Here is a 20,778-nt window from a genome sequence, read left to right on the forward strand (position 1 = left end):
ATTCTTCAATGACCTCTGTTATCGAAAAAACCATCCGCGCTGCCGTCACGCCTGTCATGGGTGCCGTTGCCAATTATAACCGCAAGAGACTTCCCGATCCGGAAGAGGGTCATCCTTATTTGACCGGAGTGCACGCCCCGATGCAGAGCGAGGAAACCATTTCGGCGATGCAGGTGACCGGCACCATCCCGTCCGGACTTGACGGCCGTTACATGCGAATCGGTCCCAATCCGGTGACCCCGCCGCAAGCAGGCAGCTATCACTGGTTTGTCGGCGACGGCATGGCGCATGGCATCCGGATCAAGGACGGCGAGGCGGTTTGGTATCGCAATCGCTGGATCCGCAGTAATGCCGTGAGCGATGCGCTTGGCGAAGAACGCAAACCCGGAACCCGCAAGCCGCGAACCGATACGGCCAACACGAATATAGTTGGCATCAACGGCCGGACCTTTGCGATTGTCGAGGCGGGCGGTTTTCCGGTCGAGCTTGATGATGAGCTAAATACAATCAAACATAATCCCTTCGACGGCACGCTGACCCATGCCTTTTCCGCGCATCCGCACGAGGACCCGGAAACTGGTGAAATGCACGCGATTTGCTATGATGCGCCGATTGGCGATAAAGTCTGGCATGTGGTAGTCAGTCCCGATGGCAATGTGACCCGCGAAGAACCGATTGCGGTAAAGGACGGTCCGTCAATCCACGATTGCCAGATCACCAAAAATAATGTGCTGGTTTTTGATCTGCCCGCAACCTTCTCGATGAAGCGCATGCTGGCTGGCTATGCCTTCCCCTACGACTGGAACCCCGATCATGGCGCGCGGGTTGGGTTGCTGCCCAAGACCGGAAGCAATGCTGACATTATCTGGTGCGAGCTGGACGAGCCTTGTTATGTTTATCACCCCGCCAATGCGTTTGAGACGGCTGATGGCAAGACTGTCGTTGATGTAGTGGTGCATGAAAGTACTTATGCGCAGACCACATTTGGCCCTGGCGGCAGCTGGTCGCGGTTCGAGCGCTGGACGATTGATCCGGTTTCAAAGAAGGTCGACCGCAAGATATTACATGATCGCCCGCAGGAATTCCCGCGCTACGATGAGCGACTGACCAGCCAGCCCTATCGCTATGCTTATGCGGTTTCACTGGGCGGCGAGCATGGTGATTTTGATGTCGCGGGGACAGAGCTGTACAAACATGATCTGGAGAGCGGCGAAACGCTGACCCGCGATTTTGGTGATAGTCGCCATCCGGGGGAATTTGTCTTTGTTCCGAGCAGCGATGCTGCTGACGAAGATGAAGGCTGGTTGATCGGATTGGTGATTGATTCCAAGAACGAAACCAGCGAGCTGACTATTTTGAAAGCCGATGATTTTCTGGGCGAGCCGCAAGCGGTTATCCACGTTCCGCACCGGATTCCGCCAGGGTTTCACGGGAATTGGGTGGCTTCATAACATAAATCCATCTCCCCTGAAGGGCGAGAGTGAAGTGGGCTACCGCAAATCCCCCTCAAACCGGCACCCCCTTGCCTCTAATATCGGCTTCAACTCGCGATAAGCCTTGGGCGTGTCGGTCAGCGGAATAAACGGATGCAAGTGATGGATCAGATGATATTGCATCCCCATCGAGGCGATATTACCGACGCGGCTGGTCCAGAATTTGGCGTTTGTGTAACGTCCCCGTTCATGCGCCGGATGATGCGGCGCCCAGCTGAAGAAAAACTGGATATAGGCAATGCCGATATGACGCGGTGCCCACCAGAGCAGTGCGGCCTCAATCGCATAGTCATTCCATGCCAGCGCAAATAATATCCCGAAAAAACTGAGTTGGTACAATGCGCCGTCGACCAGCACGTCATTGCGCCCGACTTTTTCGAGAATATAGCCATAGCCGCGCATCGCGCCGCCTTTACCGCGCTGACGCTGGACAAAGCTCTGCCAGATCGCATCCAGTGGCCCTTTGGATTGGGTGGTGATGTCAGGATCATTTTCGGGATGATTTACATGCTTGTGATGCTCCATGTGCGTCACCTTCTGGAGCCGGTATGGCATCGCCATGGGTAACAGGCTTAAATGGCCAACCAGTTCGTTGAGCCAGCGCAGCTTCTCGCCGGGTCGCGCGATCATGCCGTGCACAGCCTCATGCGCCGGCAGGAAACAGGCCATAACATTGACGCAGGCAATCGGAAAAGCGATCCAAAGCGGCAAGATATCCATGAACACCAGTGGCCAGAGCGACACCCAGATCAACATATTGCCCAGGCCCCAGGTCGGCACTTCCCAAGGGAAGCGGTCGGCATATTTGCGGGCAATCAAGCGTTCCTGTTTTCGCAGTTCTGCGTCGGTCATGGTATCGCTCATGGGCGCGCCCATATCCAGCTGCCTCTAAAGAACGCGAATATGCCCCATGCGCCGCCGATAATCAGGCCCAATGTTAGGGTGGATAGGCCTAGCGGCGAAACCCAACCTAACCCGTCCATGATCTGCGCAAATAGCGGTCCGAAAAACGCAAATCCGAATATGATCGGCATGAAATGCAGGATGTTTTTTACTATAAATTCAATGACCGGCACGCGGTTTTGCTCCTAAATACTGAGCGACCAAATGTTTGTGACCAAGTTTTCAAACAGATGTCAATTGCAATCAGAGCAACTCGATAAAGCGAGCCGCCTCATCGGCTGCGCGGTTGGCAGCCTGTTCGAGATTTGCATGGAAGTCTCCGGAACTGTCGCTATTAGCTCCGTCAGTTACAGCCTTGATGCTCGCCCATGGAATGCCGAGTAGGTTCGCAATCTGCGCCACGGCAGCGGTTTCCGTATCCACCAGATCGGCCTTTAGCTCATCACGCAGATAACCTGAGCGTTCGGGGCATTTCACAAAGCAATCGGCGGTCGCGATGCGCGCGTTGGGCAGGTTCAGGCCATTCGGTTGCGGCAATGCTGCGAACGGTGACCAGTCGGCTGGTCCAATTGGCCAGGTCCCAGCATCATAATGGGTAAAGCCTTCATGATCGCCGAACTTTTCCAACGTGCCATAATCTGCCTGCAGGGCTTCATGCAGATAGAAGCAGCCGCCCCCTACATCGCTCACTTGACCGGCTGTGCCGATGACCAGAAAAAGATCCGGTTGGTAGTTTTGATGCAAATACATGGCCGCCGCGCCTGCATGAACCTTGCCAATACCGGAACATGAAATGATCACTTCCCTGTCTGCAAAGTCCATCCTGCGTACTTGCCCCATTGGGCTGATATCAATCCGCGCACCATGATCTTTCAAGAAAGCTTCCGCCTCATCCTGAACGCCAGCAATGATGGCAATCCGCTCAATCACCGGCAAAGGCCATCAGCGCCATTGGTTCGACTTGAACGGCTGTCAATTTTGCACTGCCGCCCAGGTCGGGCAGATCGACGATGAACAAGGCCGTATCCACCACTGCCCCTTGCCCACGTAGCAATTCCACACCCGCCATCGCCGTTCCGCCCGTCGCGAGCAGATCATCGACCAGCAGCACTCGCTGTCCCGGCCGGATCGCATCAGTGTGCATTTCAATCTGGTCGGTGCCATATTCCAGTGCGTAGTCGATGCTGACCGATTGCCCCGGCAGCTTGCCCGGTTTGCGGAGCATCACTTTGCCCTTTTCCAGCGCGTAGGACATAGCCGCAGAAACAATAAAGCCGCGTGCCTCAATACCCGCGATAAAATCAAAGCTATCCGGATCAACCAGCGCGATCATCCGGTCGATGGTTTTGCGAAAGGCGGGGCCATCAAGCAGCAAAGTCGAAACATCGCGAAACTGGATGCCCGGTTTGGGATAATCGCGGATGGTCCGGACCAGGACTCTCAGGTCGTCATTTTCTCTCATCGCTTTCCGAATCCCCTGCCGCTATGCACCTTAACTCTAAAGCAGCGGCTTGCCTTTCTGCAACCATACGATAGGCTGCGGGCAAAAGAGAGGAATGACATGGCCGATTCTGATGTTCTTGAAAAGCGGGCGATCACCCCTTTTGATGTGAGTGAAGGCGCGCTGTACAGCGAAAATCGATGGCAGGAACCGTTCGCGCAATTGCGCCGCGATATGCCGGTGAGCTTTCTGCCCGATAGTCCTTATGGTCCCTATTGGTCCGTCGTGACCCATGATCTGGTGCAGCAGGTGGAGCTGGACGCACAGACCTATTCGTCATCCTACGTCCATGGTGGAATAACAATTACTACTGGCCTGGTGGAGGATGAATTTCCAAATTTCATCGCCATGGACGCGCCCAAGCACACCGCGCAGCGCAAGGTGGTGCAGCCATCCTTCAACCCCAGCGAGATGCTGGTCCGCGAACCGGAAATCCGGCAGCGGACGAAAGAGCTATTCGATGCGCTGCCAGTTGGCGAAACATTTGACTGGGTGGAAGAAGTATCGGTCAAACTGACCATCGGCATGCTCTGCACCTTGTTCGATTTCCCCTGGGAGCAATGGCGCGACATGAAACGCTGGTCCGATACCGCGAGCGATGTGAATCCCGATTTTAGCGAGGAGCGGCGTCAGAAATTTTACGCCGAAATGTTCCAGATGCTGCAAAAATTCGATGAGCTTTTTGAGCGGGAACGCCAGCAGGAACCCAATGACAAAATCCTCAACCGGATCATTCACAGCGAAGCGATGGGCAATATGCCACAGCTCGAACGGCTGGCGAATATAGCGCTTTTGATTGTCGGAGGAAATGACACCACTCGCAATTCGATGAGCGGATTTGTCCATGCGTGCAACCTCTTCCCCGACCAGTTTGAATTGCTACGCAAAGACCCCTCACTGGTACCTAATGCAGCGCAGGAAATTATCCGCTGGCAGTCGCCTGTCACCCATATGCGGCGGACCTGCACGCAGGATACCGAACTTGGTGGGCAGCTTCTGTCCAAAGGCGACAAGGTGATTATGTGGTATATCTCGGCCAATCGTGATGAGAATGTCTTTTCCAATCCTGACGTCGTGGATTTCACCCGCGACAATGCCCGGCGCCATATCGGCTTTGGCCACGGCGTCCACCGATGTGTCGGCGCACGGCTGGCGGAAATGCAATTGGCGATACTGTTTGAAGAAATTTTGGGCCGCAATGTCCGGATAGAGCAGGATGGACCATTGACTTATTCGGGCAGCTGTTTCCTGCATGAAATTGACAATATGCCGGTGAAAATGCTGCCAATCGGCTAAGTTAAGACATTCTAGCGTGTCTGACCCAGATCAAGACTTGAGGGCAATGCCGCTTCCCCAGTTTCGGGTTTTCGGATAGCAATCTTATATGATCAGATTGCACTCATTTTTCGTAGCTAACCTAATGGGCCTGGCAATTGCCTCGCCGACGAAAGCTAACGAGATTTTCGATGGGATTGCATCACAGGAAATTGCTACGCCAGTCGCGCAGGATACAGGCGCTGAAGGTGTTGATTTTCAATTTGGCTATCGCGGCAACCGGATTGACGGTCTGTCCTTCATTGGCAAACCATCGCCTTATATTTTGGGATCGATCAATAGTGCCGGTAGCACCAGCTTTGCTGCGGCTGGGTTAAGCTGGAAGATCGGCGATAAAATTTACGCCCGTCCCGCTATTGGCATTGCTATCCACGACGGCCCAGAACTCGAATTCGCACCTGACGGTTCGCAGACGCAGCTGGGATCCCGCGTTTTGTTTGCACCGGAACTGGCGCTCGGTGTGCGCCTGTCCCAGCGGGTTGATCTGGAAGCCAGCTGGGTGCATCTCAGTCACGCGCGGATATTCAGCAGCGTTCAAAACCCGGGCCTTGACAGTATCGGCATGCGACTGGTCGTAAAACTCCCATAGAAAAAAGCGGCCTCCGCAGGGGAGACCGCCTTTGTTCTTATCAATAAACCGGAAGGGCTTATTTCAATTCTACGGTACCGCCAGCAGCTTCGATCTTGCCTTTGATTTCTTCAGCTTCGGCTTTGTTGACGCCTTCTTTAATCGCTTTCGGTGCGCCTTCAACCAGAGCTTTTGCTTCGGTCAAACCAAGCTGGGTGATCGAACGGACTTCTTTAATCACCTGGATTTTCTTGCCGCCGTCGCCGGTAAGAATGACGTCAAATTCGCTCTGCTCTTCAGCAGCCGCGCCGCCAGCAGCAGCTGCTGGTCCAGCAACTGCTACAGCAGCAGCGGCAGATACGCCCCACTCTTCTTCAAGCGCTTTGGACAGTTCAGCCGCTTCCATCACGGTCAATTTTGAAAGTTCTTCAACTAATTTTGCTATGTCAGCCATTTTAATATGCTCCGATTTTTCTAAATATTATAATAGTTTAAGTTATTCACCCGTAGCGGCATAAGCGCCGACTACACGTGCAAGGCTACTGGCCGGCTCAACAAGAACACGAGCGATTTTCGTTTGTGGTGCAACAAGCAATCCAACAATCGTTCCGCGCAGTTCATCAAGAGAAGGCATGGAAGCCAGGGATTTTATGCCTGCTTCGTCGAGAAGGGTATCACCCATTGCGCCGCCAACAATCTCAAGACGATCATTGGTTTTTGCAAATTCAACTGCGATTTTCGCAGCCGCCACCGGATCATCCGATGTGGCAAGAGCGACCGGCCCCGTCAGCATTTCTGCTAGCGGTGCATAGTCGGTTCCTTCCAGAGCCAGCTTGGCAAGGCGGTTTTTTGAGACTTTGAAGCTTGCACCTTCATCCCGCATTTTCGTCCGCAGCTCGGTAGACTGAGCAACGGTAAGGCCAAGATTGCGTGTTACCACGACAACGCCGGCTTCCTTGAAAACAGCGTTCAGTTGCGCAACGGCTTCGGTCTTTTGACCACGATCCATATTTTGCTCCTTCACGTGGGCGCCGCCCAAGAGCGATGCCCAATTACAAAATTCGTCATCCCGGTGAGGGGGTGGCGAGCGAAAGAAACGGTCGAAACCATTTCTGTATAATCCGAAGGGGGGTTTTGGTCGCTGGACGCGCTCAATAAATAGAGCGCTTCACCAGACCCGCGTTTGGCAAAGCCAAAGCACGAAAAAACTGATCCCCGTCTAGGCTGGAAATTAAGAGGGTCAAATTACCCTCACCCGCTGTCTCGGACGGAAATTGTGGATCCTGTTAGGGAGTCACAATTTGTGAGATGGGCATTAGCGGGGTGGGTGGGAATGTCAAGGGTTGGTGACTGTTGCCCAGTCATATTATTGGACAGGATGCACGCATTTAAGATACTCTGGTGGAAATTCGAGCGTGATTGCATCTGAAAAGTCTTGTGAATTGAATCGTTTCAAAGGTCCCCAACGTTCTCTCATTGCCCGGAAGATAAAATATATGAAGACAACCGCAACCCGATAGTAGCGATCAATACCACTTCTTAGAGTCTGACCGATAATTATTCTATTTAATATCATTATCTTGCGATACGTCTCGTGAGGAGTTGGACGGAGGCCATGAAGATCCATGCCGTTGCCGAAGCGATAGATTGCTCGAAGTCCTTGGCAAGGCGGCGGTTGCGGTTCAACCATGCGAAAGTGCGTTCGACGACCCATCGGCGGGGGAGAACGATGAAGCCTTTTGCGCGATCTGACCGTTTGATAATCTCGATGGTCCAGTCGCCGATTTTTGTCAGTGCCTTTCTGAGCTTGTCGCCTGCATAGCCGCCATCGGCGAAGACATGACGCAGCCACGGGAAGGTGGAACGGATGTTGGCGAGCACAAGCGGCGCGCCATCGCGGTCTTGTATGTCGGCGCTGTGGATGACGGCATGAACCAGAAAGCCATTGGTATCGGTAATGATATGGCGCTTTCTGCCTTTGGTCTTCTTGCCCGCGTCATAGCCGCGTATCCCGCCGCTTTCTGTCGTTTTGACCGCTGGCTATCGATGACACCAGCGCTGGGCGAGGCTTCACTGCCTTGCGCTATTCGCGCATCCTGGATCAGGTAATGGTTGATCCGCGCCCATGTGCCATCGTCGCGCCAGAGGTAAAAATAGTGCTGCACCGTGGTTGCTGGGGGAAAGCCCGGTGGCATCATCCGCCAAGGCAGGCCGCCGCGCAGCATATACAGCATTGCCTCAACGATCCGCCGCATCGGCCATTTGCGCGGGCGGCCAACATGACAAGGGCGGGGCAGAAACGGTTCAAGCAAAGCCCATTCCCCATCGGTTAAATCACTTGGCAAACGCTGCTCTTTGCGGGCATGTTGCATGCGGGTGGTATCAGTCCACATCATCGGTCCTTTGCGAAGTTTTGTCACTTGCGTTGAATCAATGACCTGGGAATGCGTCAAGCTAAACCGCTGATACCACTCAACTTAGTTTTCGGTCAGACACTAAGGTCAACGGCCTTTACTTCGGTTTCTCTTCCATCACCAAAATAGGTTGTCACGAGTGCCGACAATGGACTCAATCCGGGTCTTGCAATTGAAGTTCGGACCTTTTTTTTTGAATTCTGATTTCACAAGATGGCCACAGTACCTGTTCCGTTGGTTCCGAATTGTTGTCCAGTCCGTATGGTCAGTTACTCCGGTCAATGGCGTTTTTTCTGAAATTTCGATACCGGTCAGTGACCAGTACATCTCATTCAGTGCATCTTGTTGAATGAAAATTGTTTGCAGCACTCCCCAAAACTCAACATATGCAAGGTCTTTCCTGCCTGTATTGTCCTGTTCAAGAATAGCAAATATTCCAGTATTTGTATCTTGCAGCGCGTCCTGAGCAACGCAAAAAGCTGTATGTTTGTCGGTATCATCAAATCCCGCATTGGATTCCAAAAGGCGATTATTCAATAAATCATACAAATATCCGCGATATTGTTCGAATTTTTCTAAACGGTGTTTTGTCATGCTGAACTTGATTCAGTATCCAGAGCGGCAGCAGTCAACCTTTGTGAATCGGGATTCCGGATCAAGTTCGAAATGACAATGCAGTTCATAGGACTGCCCTCTCCCTTGAGGGCGAGGGTTTATTGATCCCGCTGCAAAACCCCATCGTCAATCTGATAATAATCTCCCTTGTCTGCGACAAAGATATGGCTCCACAGCTTCGTCCTTGTCGGCGTATCAAAACAGCCCATCGCCACAGCGGTTTTATCCACGGTGTTCGCATCCCAGAACAGGAAGGAACCGCAGGTTTTGCAAAACCCACGCCGCACTTTTTCTGAGGATTGATACCACGAGACATTCTCCTCGCCGCGCACGGTCAGCGCACCGGCGGGGATGTCGGTGGAAGCCCAGTAATGGCCAGATTGTTTGCGGCAATTTGTGCAATGGCATGCATCGGCTTCTGGCAGGTCGCCGGCGACTTCAATCTGCACCGCGCCGCAGAGGCAGGAGCCTTTATGGTTGTTGGTCTCGGTCATGTGGGGACTCCTGCAAAGAAAAAGGCCGGGGGGTTAGCCCGGCCTCTTTTATATCAAAAATATCCTCGTACTGAACTTCTTTCAGCATAAGGGAAAAAGCGGTTCTTAAGCGCCTTCAATCTCGCTGAGATCGATTTTCAAGCCCGGACCCATGGTCGTGCTCAATCCAACCTTGCGGACATATTTGCCCTTCGCGCCGGCTGGTTTTGCGCGAACCACTGCATTTACCAGCGCATCAAAGTTTTTGCGCAGATCCGATTCCTTGAAGCTCATCTTGCCGATGCCGTTATGGATGATACCGGCTTTTTCAACGCGATATTCAACCTGTCCGCCTTTGGCGTCTTTGACAGCTTGTCCGACATTTGGAGTCACGGTGCCGAGTTTCGGGTTGGGCATAAGGCCTTTTGGACCCAAAACCTTACCGAGACGGCCAACAACGCCCATCATATCCGGAGTGGCAATGATGCGGTCATAGTTGAGGTCGCCGTTTTGCATGGCTTCCATCAGGTCTTCCGCGCCAACTACATCCGCGCCAGCTTCTTTCGCTTCGTCCGCTTTCGCGTCCTTTGCAAATACAGCAACACGGGTTTCTTTACCGGTGCCAGCAGGAAGGCTGATAACGCCGCGGACCATCTGGTCAGCATGGCGCGGGTCAACACCCAAGTTGATTGCAACATCCAATGTTTCGTCAAACTTGCTGGAAGACGCGAGGTCTTTCAGCGTTTTGATGGCTTCATCGATGCTGTATATTTTCGTGCGATCAACTTTGGCGTTGATCGCTTGCATTTTTTTAGAGAGTTTAGCCATGTCCTATCCCTCCACCACGTCGATGCCCATCGAACGGGCGCTGCCGGCGATGATTTTCATGGCTTGCTCGATGCTGTTCGCATTGAGGTCAACCATTTTCGTTTCCGCGATTTCTTTAATCTGTGATGATTTAATTGTGCCGCCGGAAACTTTGCCGGGCTCGCTCGAGCCCTTCTTCAGTTTGGCGATTTTTTTGATCAAAAAGCTCGCCGGTGGTGTTTTGGTTTCAAAGGTGAAGCTGCGATCCGCATAGACCGTGATCTTGGTCGGGATCGGCGCGCCTTTTTCCATTTTATCTGTGGCGGCATTAAACGCCTTACAGAATTCCATGATGTTAACACCGCGCTGACCGAGTGCTGGTCCGATTGGCGGGGATGGATTTGCAATACCGGCAGGTACTTGCAAATTGATATAGCCATCAATTTTTTTAGCCATTTGGCTGTCCTTTCTTTCTATTCCCGCCTTCGACAAGCTCAGGATGAGCGAGTCTAGGGTGGGTCAAATTAAGCGGTACTGGCGGCTTGTCCGGAGACTCGCCTCCCGCAGGAACGGAGCCATTAGTCGAGATCGGCGGGCAAAGCAAGCCTGTCCGGATAAACACTCGTCAATCAATAATTTACCAATAAATTTGGAAAGATGTTCAAGTTTTTAAGGCACATAACGAACCAAGGGATCGATTAAAATGGGGCAACAAAATATGAAGAAGGTTGGTGTGGCTACTGCAGCGCGCGTATTGGGGGCTTTATTAGCCGCAACGACGGCCAGCGCCGCACATGCAGAGGCAGATACGGCGACCAGTTCCGCGACTATCGCAACGCCGATTTCCATCATTAAGACACAGGACCTGAATTACGGCTCGGTTGTTGTCGGCCCGGGTGCCAATCCTTGGGTAGCGATGGATGTGTGGACCGGAAACCGGTTTTGCGCCAACGATACCGTGTGTTTCGGCAGTGCAACGGCGGCTCGTTTTACCGTTTATGGTTCGACGGATGCCAATATTTCCTACCAGCGTTCAATCCCGTTCACCGGATCTGCCGGACCGGACATGCGAATAGACCTGACCTGCCAGGCCAGTAATTCAAGTGGGCCGCTTATCGTTCCCGAAGGCCATGTTCTACCGCTGGTAACAACGGGCACAGCGATCGGTTGCGCGGGCGTGCTGCATGCTAACCCGGGCCAGCCCGACGGCAATTGCAGCGGCTCGATGACGCTCAACGTTGATTATCTTTAAGTGGTATTTTTCGGCGCGTTTCGACTTGATACGCGCGCTTCAGAAAAGGGCCGATGTCCAGTAACGTCAAGTCATTAAAGGCATCGCACTCGCCGGGCGATGCGGAACAATCTACTTCGCGACTTCAACCTGTTCAAAATCGAGTTCAACCGGTGTAGCCCGGCCAAAGATCGACACAGACACTTTCACGCGGTTTTTCTCGAAATCCAGTTCCTCTACAATACCGTTAAAGCTGGCAAACGGACCATCGAGAACCTTGATCTGGTCGCCAATTTCGTAATTGACGGTGATCCGCGTTTTCGGTGCGTTGGCGGCTTCCTCTTTGGTGTTGAGAATGCGCGCAGCTTCCGCTTCGCTGATTGCTTGCGGCTTGGTGGTGCCGAGAAAGCCGGTAACCTTTGGCTGGTCTTTGACCAGGTGATAGACATCATCGGTCATTGTGAGCTTGGCAAGCACATAGCCGGGAAAGAATTTCCGTTCCGATTGTACCTTCTTGCCGCGGCGAACCTCGGTGATGGTTTCGGTCGGAACTTCGATCTCTTCAACCAGCTGGGTGAGTCCCAAACGCTTGGCATCCGCCTCAATCGCTTCTTTGACCTTATGCTCAAAGCCAGAATAAGCGTGAATAATATACCAGCGTGCTGCCATGGGTGGACCTTATCCTAAATTCTCAAATTACTGTGTGGGACGATCAAGCCAGCGTGAGTAGCCAGCCGACAGTCCCGTTAAATACCGCATCAACGCCAAGGAAGAAAAGTCCGAGGATCGTCGTCATGATCAGCACCAAAATCGCCGTACGCACGGTCTCTGGCCATGTTGGCCACACAACCTTACTGGTTTCGGTGCGGACCTGCCGCATGAACTCGCCTGGATTTACTTTTGCCATTGCTTCGTTTCCGTTTTAGTTCCCGGTTTCAACATAAACTCCGGGTGTCAGTCGCTGGACTGTGATCGGATATATGCATGATTTCGGAAAGAACCAGCCCCTTAACTGCTGATTCACAGATTCGCAAGGGGAGAGTGTGGCTTAACTGTGCAGTGCCCGCCGCGGATGCATGCCATCGACGTAACCCATAAACGGTTCATGGATAGAATAGCCGAGTAGCTCCTGCACTCGCGATGGTAATTTTGCCGCCTTTTCCGGCGGTACAGCCAGCAACATGGTTTCCAGTGGTCGCATCCAGCCGGGGCAATATTGCGGGGTTACGATCAGCCGCGATTGGCCTGATTTGTTCGCCCCGCCGCGATGCCATAGGTTTCCCTTGGCGATCATCAGGGAGCCGGCAGGCATGACCGCTTTGATAGCGTCCGGGTGATAGCCGGGGTCGTCCTTATGGGCGTAATCATCAGCATTGAAAAAATCGGAAAGAGCGTTTGCTCCGACGGGTTTTTCATCGCCCCACGCATGACTGCCCGGCAATATTTCCGTTGCGCCATTGTCTTCGGTCATCGCATCAATCGTCCAGAACGTACTCACACCCAAAGCCTTGCGCGGCATTTTCTGGCGGCAGTGTTCGTCATCCATATGCCATGGCTGCACAGTTTCGCCCGGATGCAGGTTTATCGCCAGACAAGCAGAAAGCAGGCAGGATTTGCCTAGTTCTTTTTCGGCAAAGGCGAGTTGGAGGGGGTGGGTAATTAGGTCTGCGAAGATCGGATCTTTGCTTAGCATGGCGTATATGCGGTTGGACTCTGTGCCCTCAAAAACATTGCGGCCTCTTACGTCCGCGTCAATCCATGGCTGAAGCGCTGCGCGTTGCCGCGCGACTTCCTCCGACGTCATGATCGCCGGGAAAATTACATAGCCATTGGTTTCATATTCATCCCAGCATTGGTCAAACGTCCGACCGCCGAGCCAGGGTTCCAATGCGGCAAGCGCCATATCTATCGTCTGTTCAAGCATCATATGAATATGGCAGAAAACGGGGCTTCTGGCAATGCAACACAAGACGCTACGGCATGGCCGAAAAGCCGATATCTGACAGCAATCTCATTGCGAGTTCATTGCGAGAGAAAATGGCAGGGGCGCACGGGATCGAACCGTGGGCCTTCGGTTTTGGAGACCGACGCTCTACCATCTGAGCTACACCCCTACATCAGCCGATCCGTTGTAATGGAAATCAACTGAACGGCGCATTAGCGCCATGCGCGGGTAAGAGCAAGCGCCATATTAGCGTATTTCAAATATGAAAAAATGGTTAAGATAATGAGAGTCACTGTTTACCGCGCGGGACAAGAACCAGTTTACTCGCTTATGAGAGTGTGTCCTTGCGATACTGGCTTTCTGGTTATTTTCCGGGCGTAATTCGGTGAAATCCGGCATCTGCACTGAAATCAAACTCCAACCCAAGGATATGCGATATGATAGATTCCCCGACCCGAAAAATTTTAAGGATTCCGCCGCTCAGCCGTTATGTCTTTGCTTCAGAGGTAGATCGCTGCGCTCCGCGCCATAAATTACTTATCCCCGCGCGATTGCGGTTCTCTGGATCGACCAGTTTTGCGGTTCAGGTGACAGATTTGTCGCTTGCCGGCTTCGCCTGTGATGCCCTTTTGCAAACCCATCCCGGCACGCGATGCTGGCTCAAATTGCCCACGCTTGCCGCGTTGGAAGCCGAGACAGTGCACTGCAACCGCGACAGTCTCGGTTGCGCGTTCCAAAACTTGCTGAGTCCGGCCGTGGTAGACCGGTTTATTGCGCTCTATCCCGTGCCGGAAACTTTGAAAAACCAGACTTAGTTTTACCTCGCGAACTTCTTTGTTTATGCTCCTTTCGTAAATTCTGGAGAAAGACATGTCTGATATCCGCACAAGGCCGGAACCGCTAAAAGTTCTGCGCATTTTCAGATCTGAGGATGCACAGGAATTTAACGAAGCGGGGCATATGTCCTATGTCGATGATGCGCCGGTCATTCTCGACGGCCTGACCAAAATGGGCGAAGCCGGGGTGGCGGAAGGCTATTCCGGCAAGTGCCTGTTCAGCGGTTTTGGTTTTTCGCTTCATCATTTCTGGTTCAAACCCGGCTATCCGCTGCCGCTGCATAGCCACGATAGTGATTGTCTATATTACGTAATCGCCGGTGATATCCGCATGGGGACTGAAGAGATGAAAGCAGGCGATGGCTTTTTCCTGCCGGCCGAAACGCCTTATACCTATACCATTGGCGAGAACGGTGTGGAAATACTGGAATTCCGTACGCAGGAAGATTTCAACATCCAGTTCAAGGGCAAAACCGAAGCCTATTGGGAGCAGATGCTGGAGAAGCTACGCACACAGAGACCCGGCTGGTCGGACGCTCTACCGCCCAGTTTATCGCCTACTTCTGATGTTCAGAACGCCTGATGTTTGCACGCGCAACACAGGTCGCGCAGCTAGATCACTCCGCTGCTTCCAATTGATCGTCAAGCTTTTGTGAAGCAAAAATCCGGTCCAGTTCGGCATCGTCGGCATCGATCAACCGATCAACCCATTGGTGGAAAACTTGCCCGCCACCTTCGTTGCGGCCGAACCAGACTTTTTCGATCAATCCGGATTGCAGCGATTCATGCTGGCGTTTGCCGGTGGTATAATCCTCATCCGCCACCACGGTTTTCAAAAAGGCAAACTGGTCGTTTGCGCCCTGGCGGACAGCATCGTCGGTGGGTTCATGTTCCATCACGTAAAATTGCGTGGTGAAACTCTCACCAACCGTCTTGCCGGGGAAAAGCTGGGAAATCATCGCGCCACGTCCGCCGCCGCCGTAAAAGCTGGCAATCGATATATGGGGAAAGATCGTCCAGACACCCTGCAACAGTGCATCAATCGGCCAGTCTTGCGGAGAAATTTCCGTCAAATCAATCTGTTCGTCGCTGCCAGTTTTTTGAACAAATTTCGATGGTGCCGACAATCGTTGATGCGGACCCCAGGCAAAATAGTTGGCTTGATTAAAAAAATCGGCTCCGAAAGTATCTTTGTGAAGCACGGGCAGATGATAGAAATCCAGATAGCCATCATAAGCGGTCTTCCAGTTCGGGCCCGGAATCGTCCGCTGGTCAAACAAATGCCAGTTGTCAAAACCGAAATGAGACAGCATTTCGTCGTAGCCGCAAAGATAAGTCTCAATATCCAACGCGCTTTCGGGATCGAGCGTGGCCCAGATCAAACCGGCCCGCTCCAGCGTGGGGAATTTCTGGAGGCAGAATTGCGCTTTGTCGACTGTGCCGAAATCTTTCGGGGAAGCAATTGCGAGCAAGTCACCATCGTTTTTAAACGTCCAGCCATGATAACCGCAGGTGAAGCGGGTTGCATTGCCGCTGCCTTGCGCCACCGGATTGCCGCGATGGGTGCAGCTGTTGAGAAACGCTTGCGCGGTACCATCTTTCTGGCGTGTGACCAATACCGGAATGCCGGCCATGTCTATCGCCTTATAGCAGCCAGGTTCTGGGAGTTCGCATGAAGGCGCCAGCATTAAGGGCAGGCGCTTGAAGATTTTTTCCGTTTCCAGCGCAAAGCGCGCCTCGTCGGTATAATCAGATGCTGGAACGGCCACGACATCGTCGGTGAGCTCCATCGTGCCAGCCTCGGCATGATCGATTAGTGATTGAGTCATTTCCATCAATTTCTGACGCGACATTATTCTCTCCTGAATTTTGGGCAGAGAATATCAGAAAGGCGGCCGCAAAAAACTATTCTTTATGCGTAGGCGATTCTGCTTCCCGCATGGAGACAGGTTCATTACGTGTCCAGATCCATGTGCCACCGATCAGCGCTGCGGCGATGGGTATCAGATTCCAGGGCATTTTCACGAAAATCAACGCGATGATTATGCTTGCCAGAAAGGCGACCAGCGCCGCACGCTTCCCTTTCTTGGTGATAGCCCGGTTGTTGCGCCAATTCAGGATATGCGGGCCGAATATTTTGTGATCCAGCAACCATGCCTCAAGCCTCGGCGAACTTCGGGCAAAGCAGAAAGCAGCAAGGATCACAAAGGGAACGGTCGGCAAGAGCGGTAAAACCACGCCGATGGCTCCAAGCCCCAGAGCGGTCAGTCCAGCGAGAAGATAAAGCTGTCGTTTCACACTACGGAGATAGCATGGTTGTTCAAATAACATGAGCCAAATTTTCTATCGCGTTATTCCGGCAGACTTGGTGAAACGCAGAATACAAAAGCCGAGAACACCAGAGATCAATGATCCGCTGATCACGCCAAGCTTTACGGTTTCGATCTGTTCTGCATCATCGAAGGCGAGGTTGCCGATAAACAGGCTCATGGTGAACCCGATACCGGTGAGACAAGAAAGTCCGTATAATTGTGTCCACGATATATTTGGAGGGCGTTTCACAATCCCGGCTTTCGTGGCCAGCCACATCGAACAGAATACCCCAACCTGTTTGCCAACGACCAGACCAGCGGCAATGCCCAAAGCTAATGGTGCCATTAAATCGCTAATCTGCAATCCGGCCAGAGACACTCCGGCATTGGCAAAGGCGAATATCGGTAGAATTAAAAATGCCGTCCACGGGTGTAGAATATGTTCAAGATGCTTGAGTGGTGAACTTCCGTCCTTTGCATTGAGAGGAATTGCCAGCGCTGCAATAACACCGGCCAGTGTCGCGTGGACGCCCGACTTTAGTACGCATATCCAGAGGAAGGTGCCTACCAGAATATAAGGCGCGACGCGGACCACACCAAGGCGGTTCATGCCGATGAGAATGAGGGTTCCTCCGCCAGCCAGCAGCAGTGCAAGATTCGACACTTCGGCAGTGTAAAATAGCGCGATAATAATTATCGCGCCGATATCATCAATGATCGCGATCGCCAGTAGCAAAACTTTCAACGAAACCGGCGCATGTTTACCAAGCAGCGCCAATACGCCCAAAGCGAAGGCAATATCGGTGGCAGCAGGGATCGCCCAACCATTTACATTCTCCGGCATCTGCCAGTTGAAATAAAGAAATACTAACGCCGGAACCGCCATGCCGCCGACCGCAGCAACAGCAGGTAACGAAGCCTGTTCCATCGTCGATAGCTGACCTTCGACAATCTCGCGTTTCACCTCCAGGCCAACGAGAAAAAAGAATATCGCCATCAACCCGTCGTTTATCCACAATGACAGTGGTTTGGCGATATCAAGCGCGCCAAATTGAATGGCTACAGGGATGTTCAGAAAGGCCAGATAAAGCGGACTAAACGCGCTGTTGACAGCAATCATTGCAAGAACGGCGGCAATGAACAGCACAATTCCAGCGCTGGTCTCGCGGGCTAGAAACTCCTGGAGCGCAGTTTTTGGAGCTGATTGCATAGTTAAAAGTCTCTCGAGAAGATCAAAAAAAGGGACGGCAGCCTGTGGAGGGAGTGCTGCCGTCCCCGAGGATTAGGGTAGGGACCTGGGAAGGAAGTTGAGGATCAGGCGGTTTGCCTCTGCGGCCCGCGCTGGATCCTTTGTATGCGATCTTTCAGCCGCAATTTCAGTTTTTTCAATTCCGCAATCTGGCTGGAGCCCGGTTTGGCGGTCGCAATTTTCTTGTCGAGTGTCCGATGTTTGCGAATAAGGCTATTCAAATAGTTTTTCATCTGCATCATCCTTTCTAAATACGTCCTCGTTCAGAAGCTGTGTTCTGTTAATCTTGATATTGCAGGAAACAATCGATAATGCTAATCGAATGAAAATGATAATATCGATAGAACCTGTCTATATACTTTGGGGGACCTAATGCCGACATTACGTCAGTTTGAATATCTGGTTGCCGTGGCGGATCATCGCCATTTCGGACGGGCAGCGCAGGCTGCAGCAGCGTCCCAGCCGACGTTGAGTCACCAGCTGCGGACCTTGGAAAACCGGTTGGGCGTGACATTGGTCGAGCGCCGCACACATGGAGCTGAGTTGACTCCTGCAGGGCGAGAAATAGCCGAACGGGCGCGCAAAGTCCTGGTGCAGGTGAAAGATATTCGTGATCTCGCCCAGCGCGCCAGTGATCGGCTGGCCGGGACTTTGCGGTTCGGCGTCTCGCCGACATTGGGTCCCTATCTGCTGCCACCAGTGATCGCTGATCTTCATAGAAGCGAACCGGATTTGCGCTTTTATATGCGGGAGGGCATTCCCGATATGCAGGCGATGGAACTGGTCAAAGGCAGCATCGATATGCTGCTCGGCCCGCTTCCGATTGAGGGCGAAAATCTCCAGATTGAGCCGCTCTTTCGCGAGCCGCTACTATTGGTTGCACCGCCTGATCATCCGTTGGCAAACAAGTCCGGCCTGCAAAAATCCGACTTGAAGGATGCGCCGGTTTTGAGTCTGGACCGGCGTCACCATTTACACCGGGATGTCGCTTTGCAATGCCAGAAACATGATATGAATCTCCTGCATGATTATGAGGGCACCAGTCTCGATAGCGTCCGCCAGATGGTGGCATCAGGCCTCGGTCTGGCGATCCTGCCGGCCCTCTATGTTCGTTCAGAACTTCCGCGTGGTGGCGATGTGGCGTTGCTGCAAGTCGAAGGTTGGGATGTAACCCGCAGCATTGGCGCTGCGTGGCGCAAAGGTGCAGGTTTTGCTGATCAATATCTTGCAGTTGCCGAAAAAATTGGGCTCGAAGCGAGAAAGCTGCTCGACAAGCGATAATGTCTATCGATCTCGACTTACTCCTCAAAGCCTATGCTTCGGGCATATTCCCGATGGCCGATAGCCGCGATGATCCGGAAACCTTCTGGGTAGAACCAAAAACCCGTGCGGTCATTCCGCTAAATGGGTTTAAAATGTCGCGTTCTTTGCGCAAAACCATCCGGAGCGACAAGTTTCGGGTTACTGCTGATCAGGCTTTTGGCGAAGTCATCACGATTTGCGCGCAAGCCTCGGATGATCGACGTGAAACCTGGATTAACGCCGATATTGAACAAGCCTTTTGTGATCTTCACGAGCAGGGCATGACCCATAGCGTGGAATGCTGGCTAGCTGATGACAGCGGAAAAGAAAAGCTGGTGGGCGGCCTCTACGGCCTTGTTGTAGGGGGAGCTTTTTGCGGCGAAAGCATGTTTTCGCGCGAGCGGGATGCGTCCAAAGTGGCTTTGGCCTGGCTGGTAGCACGGCTCAAGGTCGGAGGTTTCTCGTTACTCGATTGTCAGTTTATGACCGACCATCTGGCTTCACTGGGCGCTATTGAAATCAGTCAGGAAGAATATGTTGAAGCGCTTTTTGCTGCACAGGTCCATTCAACACATCATTCGCCGGTATTATCCTCAATCAGATTGCCGATCAAATCTTCTGGTTCTGCGGAGGGAGCCGGTGTTGGCCGTGACCGCGGCGTTGCTGGTCTTGGTGCTGCAGTAGGCGCAGGGGCGACGGTTTCAGATTCTTCCGGAGCGGTCGCGTTTGGAGCACTTGATGATCTGTTAGCGGCATTAGAGTCGGACGAGCGTGGCGCGGTTGGATCGACGGCATCGTCGGGCGCATCTTCTTCGCCGGGGAAGCTCATTTCGCATTTTTTGACCCAGACGTCATAAATCGGATGCTCAACCACGTTGAGTGATGGAGACTCGCGAAAAAGCCAACCGGAAAATACCCTGCGCCATTTGTCAGCCCCGGAACGGGTCGCTGGTCGATCATTCACCAGCAACTGCACAAATGCGCCTTGTTCCGGTGTCAATTCCCACGGCGCGGTGCGTTCACAAGCGCGCAGACGGACGATTGCCCGCCCGATACGGATGGATTGACCCGGTTTCAATTCTAGATCGCGAGTGAGCCCGTTGCGTTTGTTCAGGAAGCCCAGGGTCGCCACCCGCTCAGCCATTGGAGTTCCGATCTGTTCGGTAACCGGCTGGACCAGCTCATCGTTGGTAGCAGCGGCAGCTGCTTTTTCAGCCGCTTTGCCGGTGGCATGTTCTTCAACATCATCGCTGCTGAACCAACTGCAACTGCCGAGCAGCAGGGCAGGCAGAATGACAGCTGCAGTTTTGAATGTTTTGGACTTGCTGGTCATTTTGAGCCAGTCATTCTGCTTCAGCCGGGTTCCACGGTTCATAATCGCCAGTGGCCGCTGCGCGCTTGCCACCTGATTCCAAAGCACCGGCTGGACGATAGGCCGCCGCCGTTCCAGTCAAATTACCGGTTGGTTCTTTCTCCCAGATGCGGGGCTGCGGTAAATAGCTTTCGGGTACTTCGTCATAGCTATTGTGCAACCAGCCATGCCATTCCGGCGGCACGCGGCTGGCATCATTGGCGCCATCATAAATCACCCAGCGTCGGTTGGTGCCCTTGCGAGGATTTTTCATTTCGAAATATCTATTGCCGAAAATATCTTCGCCAACGCTTGTGCCGTTAAGCGCACTGAACAGGGATGTGCCAATAGTTGCACCGTCCCACCATGTGAAAATTTTGCCTAATAGTCCCATATATTTTCGCTTAGCGACAAGGGCAGGGAGTTCGCAATTAAAAAATGCC

The 20,778-nt window shown here is 52.8% G+C and carries 27 protein-coding genes, 1 tRNA gene and 1 pseudogene; 8 read left to right on the plus strand and 21 right to left on the minus strand.

Annotated features, from left to right (window positions below; all coding sequences use genetic code 11):
- Positions 1-8 precede the first annotated feature (8 nt).
- Complete coding sequence (locus HF685_RS13020; protein WP_168820363.1) at positions 9-1,451, plus strand: 8'-apo-carotenoid 13,14-cleaving dioxygenase; 1,443 nt, start codon at positions 9-11, stop codon at positions 1,449-1,451.
- Between the two features lie 39 nt (positions 1,452-1,490).
- Here HF685_RS13020 and HF685_RS13025 read toward each other — a convergent pair whose 3' ends face one another.
- From HF685_RS13025 to HF685_RS13040, 4 genes are all read right to left on the minus strand, one after another.
- Positions 1,491-2,357: a fatty acid desaturase gene (locus HF685_RS13025; protein WP_168820364.1), complete on the minus strand. Its 867-nt coding sequence runs from the start codon at positions 2,355-2,357 to the stop codon at positions 1,491-1,493.
- Entirely contained in the window at positions 2,354-2,569 is a 216-nt protein-coding gene (locus HF685_RS13030) for a hypothetical protein (protein ID WP_168817426.1), read from the minus strand. The genes HF685_RS13025 and HF685_RS13030 overlap by 4 nt, the downstream gene beginning before the upstream one ends.
- Before the next feature lie 70 nt (positions 2,570-2,639).
- A complete protein-coding gene (locus HF685_RS13035; protein ID WP_168820365.1) occupies positions 2,640-3,326 on the minus strand; it encodes a 5'-methylthioadenosine/S-adenosylhomocysteine nucleosidase family protein in 687 nt (228 codons plus the stop codon).
- Positions 3,319-3,858: an adenine phosphoribosyltransferase gene (locus HF685_RS13040; protein ID WP_168820366.1), complete on the minus strand. Its 540-nt coding sequence runs from the start codon at positions 3,856-3,858 to the stop codon at positions 3,319-3,321. Before HF685_RS13040 ends, HF685_RS13035 begins: the two co-directional genes overlap by 8 nt.
- Positions 3,859-3,957: 99 nt before the next feature.
- On the opposite strand from HF685_RS13040, the gene HF685_RS13045 reads away from it, so the two are divergent.
- Together HF685_RS13045 and HF685_RS13050 are read left to right on the plus strand one after the other, a co-directional pair.
- Positions 3,958-5,193 (plus strand): cytochrome P450, encoded by a 1,236-nt coding sequence (locus tag HF685_RS13045; protein ID WP_168820367.1) that lies wholly within the window; start codon positions 3,958-3,960, stop codon positions 5,191-5,193.
- Between the two features lie 124 nt (positions 5,194-5,317).
- Entirely contained in the window at positions 5,318-5,821 is a 504-nt protein-coding gene (locus HF685_RS13050) for an acyloxyacyl hydrolase (protein ID WP_168820368.1), read from the plus strand.
- A 58-nt stretch (positions 5,822-5,879) separates the two neighbouring features.
- On the opposite strand, the gene rplL is transcribed toward HF685_RS13050, so the two are convergent.
- The 7 genes from rplL to rplK form a co-directional block, all read right to left on the minus strand.
- Positions 5,880-6,254 (minus strand): 50S ribosomal protein L7/L12, encoded by a 375-nt coding sequence (rplL, locus tag HF685_RS13055; RefSeq protein WP_168820369.1) that lies wholly within the window; start codon positions 6,252-6,254, stop codon positions 5,880-5,882.
- A 42-nt stretch (positions 6,255-6,296) separates the two neighbouring features.
- Positions 6,297-6,809: a 50S ribosomal protein L10 gene (gene rplJ, locus HF685_RS13060; RefSeq protein ID WP_168820370.1), complete on the minus strand. Its 513-nt coding sequence runs from the start codon at positions 6,807-6,809 to the stop codon at positions 6,297-6,299.
- Positions 6,810-7,375: 566 nt separating this feature from the next.
- Positions 7,376-8,196 (minus strand): IS5 family transposase gene (locus HF685_RS13065; protein WP_168819218.1). Its coding sequence is split into 2 segments (ribosomal slippage): positions 7,376-7,836 and positions 7,836-8,196, totalling 822 coding nucleotides; the frame shifts between segments, so codons are not numbered across the junction.
- 135 nt (positions 8,197-8,331) lie between these two features.
- Positions 8,332-8,808, minus strand: a complete 477-nt coding sequence (locus HF685_RS13070) for a hypothetical protein (RefSeq protein ID WP_168820371.1) — start codon at positions 8,806-8,808, stop codon at positions 8,332-8,334.
- Positions 8,809-8,927: 119 nt separating this feature from the next.
- Positions 8,928-9,323 (minus strand): GFA family protein, encoded by a 396-nt coding sequence (locus tag HF685_RS13075; protein WP_168820372.1) that lies wholly within the window; start codon positions 9,321-9,323, stop codon positions 8,928-8,930.
- A gap of 105 nt (positions 9,324-9,428) precedes the next feature.
- Positions 9,429-10,130 carry a 50S ribosomal protein L1 gene (gene rplA, locus HF685_RS13080; protein WP_168820373.1) on the minus strand — a complete coding sequence of 234 codons (702 nt, stop codon included), beginning with the start codon at positions 10,128-10,130 and terminating at the stop codon, positions 9,429-9,431.
- Positions 10,131-10,133: 3 nt separating this feature from the next.
- Complete coding sequence (rplK, locus tag HF685_RS13085; RefSeq protein WP_168820374.1) at positions 10,134-10,565, minus strand: 50S ribosomal protein L11; 432 nt, start codon at positions 10,563-10,565, stop codon at positions 10,134-10,136.
- Positions 10,566-10,812: 247 nt separating this feature from the next.
- Between rplK and HF685_RS13090 the strand changes: the two genes are divergently transcribed.
- The gene (locus HF685_RS13090) at positions 10,813-11,361 is read left to right on the plus strand and encodes a DUF4402 domain-containing protein (protein WP_168820375.1); all 549 of its coding nucleotides are present in this window, start codon (positions 10,813-10,815) and stop codon (positions 11,359-11,361) included.
- A 111-nt stretch (positions 11,362-11,472) separates the two neighbouring features.
- On the opposite strand, the gene nusG is transcribed toward HF685_RS13090, so the two are convergent.
- The 4 genes from nusG to HF685_RS13110 all read right to left on the minus strand — a co-directional run bounded on the left by nusG (position 11,473) and on the right by HF685_RS13110 (position 13,454).
- Complete coding sequence (gene nusG, locus HF685_RS13095) at positions 11,473-12,009, minus strand: transcription termination/antitermination protein NusG (RefSeq protein ID WP_168820376.1); 537 nt, start codon at positions 12,007-12,009, stop codon at positions 11,473-11,475.
- Positions 12,010-12,052: 43 nt separating this feature from the next.
- Positions 12,053-12,247 (minus strand): preprotein translocase subunit SecE, encoded by a 195-nt coding sequence (gene secE, locus HF685_RS13100; protein ID WP_168820377.1) that lies wholly within the window; start codon positions 12,245-12,247, stop codon positions 12,053-12,055.
- A 141-nt stretch (positions 12,248-12,388) separates the two neighbouring features.
- Positions 12,389-13,267 carry a phytanoyl-CoA dioxygenase family protein gene (locus HF685_RS13105; protein WP_168820378.1) on the minus strand — a complete coding sequence of 293 codons (879 nt, stop codon included), beginning with the start codon at positions 13,265-13,267 and terminating at the stop codon, positions 12,389-12,391.
- Between the two features lie 111 nt (positions 13,268-13,378).
- Positions 13,379-13,454, minus strand: a tRNA-Trp gene (locus HF685_RS13110).
- Between the two features lie 268 nt (positions 13,455-13,722).
- Between HF685_RS13110 and HF685_RS13115 the strand changes: the two genes are divergently transcribed.
- Entirely contained in the window at positions 13,723-14,100 is a 378-nt protein-coding gene (locus HF685_RS13115; RefSeq protein WP_168820379.1) for a PilZ domain-containing protein, read from the plus strand.
- A gap of 55 nt (positions 14,101-14,155) precedes the next feature.
- Complete coding sequence (locus HF685_RS13120; protein ID WP_168820380.1) at positions 14,156-14,704, plus strand: cupin domain-containing protein; 549 nt, start codon at positions 14,156-14,158, stop codon at positions 14,702-14,704.
- 34 nt (positions 14,705-14,738) lie between these two features.
- On the opposite strand, the gene HF685_RS13125 is transcribed toward HF685_RS13120, so the two are convergent.
- The 4 genes from HF685_RS13125 to HF685_RS13140 form a co-directional block, all read right to left on the minus strand.
- Positions 14,739-15,974, minus strand: coding sequence for an aromatic ring-hydroxylating oxygenase subunit alpha (locus HF685_RS13125; protein WP_168820381.1), 1,236 nt, complete (start codon positions 15,972-15,974; stop codon positions 14,739-14,741).
- A 52-nt stretch (positions 15,975-16,026) separates the two neighbouring features.
- The gene (locus tag HF685_RS13130) at positions 16,027-16,419 is read right to left on the minus strand and encodes a YbaN family protein (RefSeq protein WP_168820382.1); all 393 of its coding nucleotides are present in this window, start codon (positions 16,417-16,419) and stop codon (positions 16,027-16,029) included.
- Positions 16,420-16,464: 45 nt separating this feature from the next.
- Entirely contained in the window at positions 16,465-17,643 is a 1,179-nt protein-coding gene (gene nhaA, locus HF685_RS13135) for a Na+/H+ antiporter NhaA (RefSeq protein ID WP_168820383.1), read from the minus strand.
- 104 nt (positions 17,644-17,747) lie between these two features.
- Positions 17,748-17,915, minus strand: coding sequence for a DUF465 domain-containing protein (locus HF685_RS13140; protein WP_168820384.1), 168 nt, complete (start codon positions 17,913-17,915; stop codon positions 17,748-17,750).
- 139 nt (positions 17,916-18,054) lie between these two features.
- On the opposite strand from HF685_RS13140, the gene HF685_RS13145 reads away from it, so the two are divergent.
- A complete protein-coding gene (locus HF685_RS13145) occupies positions 18,055-18,963 on the plus strand; it encodes a hydrogen peroxide-inducible genes activator (RefSeq protein WP_168820385.1) in 909 nt (302 codons plus the stop codon).
- Positions 18,960-19,841 carry a leucyl/phenylalanyl-tRNA--protein transferase gene (gene aat, locus HF685_RS13150; protein ID WP_168821521.1) on the plus strand — a complete coding sequence of 294 codons (882 nt, stop codon included), beginning with the start codon at positions 18,960-18,962 and terminating at the stop codon, positions 19,839-19,841. Before HF685_RS13145 ends, aat begins: the two co-directional genes overlap by 4 nt.
- 35 nt (positions 19,842-19,876) lie before the next feature.
- On the opposite strand, the pseudogene HF685_RS16645 reads toward aat, so the two are convergent.
- Together HF685_RS16645 and HF685_RS13160 are read right to left on the minus strand one after the other, a co-directional pair.
- A pseudogene (locus HF685_RS16645) lies at positions 19,877-20,359 on the minus strand (DUF2155 domain-containing protein); the annotation flags it as partial.
- On the minus strand, positions 20,328-20,729 hold the full coding sequence (locus tag HF685_RS13160; protein WP_168820386.1) for an NADH:ubiquinone oxidoreductase subunit NDUFA12: 402 nt from the start codon (positions 20,727-20,729) through the stop codon (positions 20,328-20,330). The pseudogene HF685_RS16645 and the gene HF685_RS13160, both read right to left, overlap by 32 nt.
- Between the last annotated feature and the right edge of the window lie 49 nt (positions 20,730-20,778).

The sequence above is a fragment of the Parasphingorhabdus halotolerans genome, from assembly GCF_012516475.1.
Taxonomy (GTDB): Bacteria; Pseudomonadota; Alphaproteobacteria; order Sphingomonadales; family Sphingomonadaceae; genus Parasphingorhabdus; species Parasphingorhabdus halotolerans.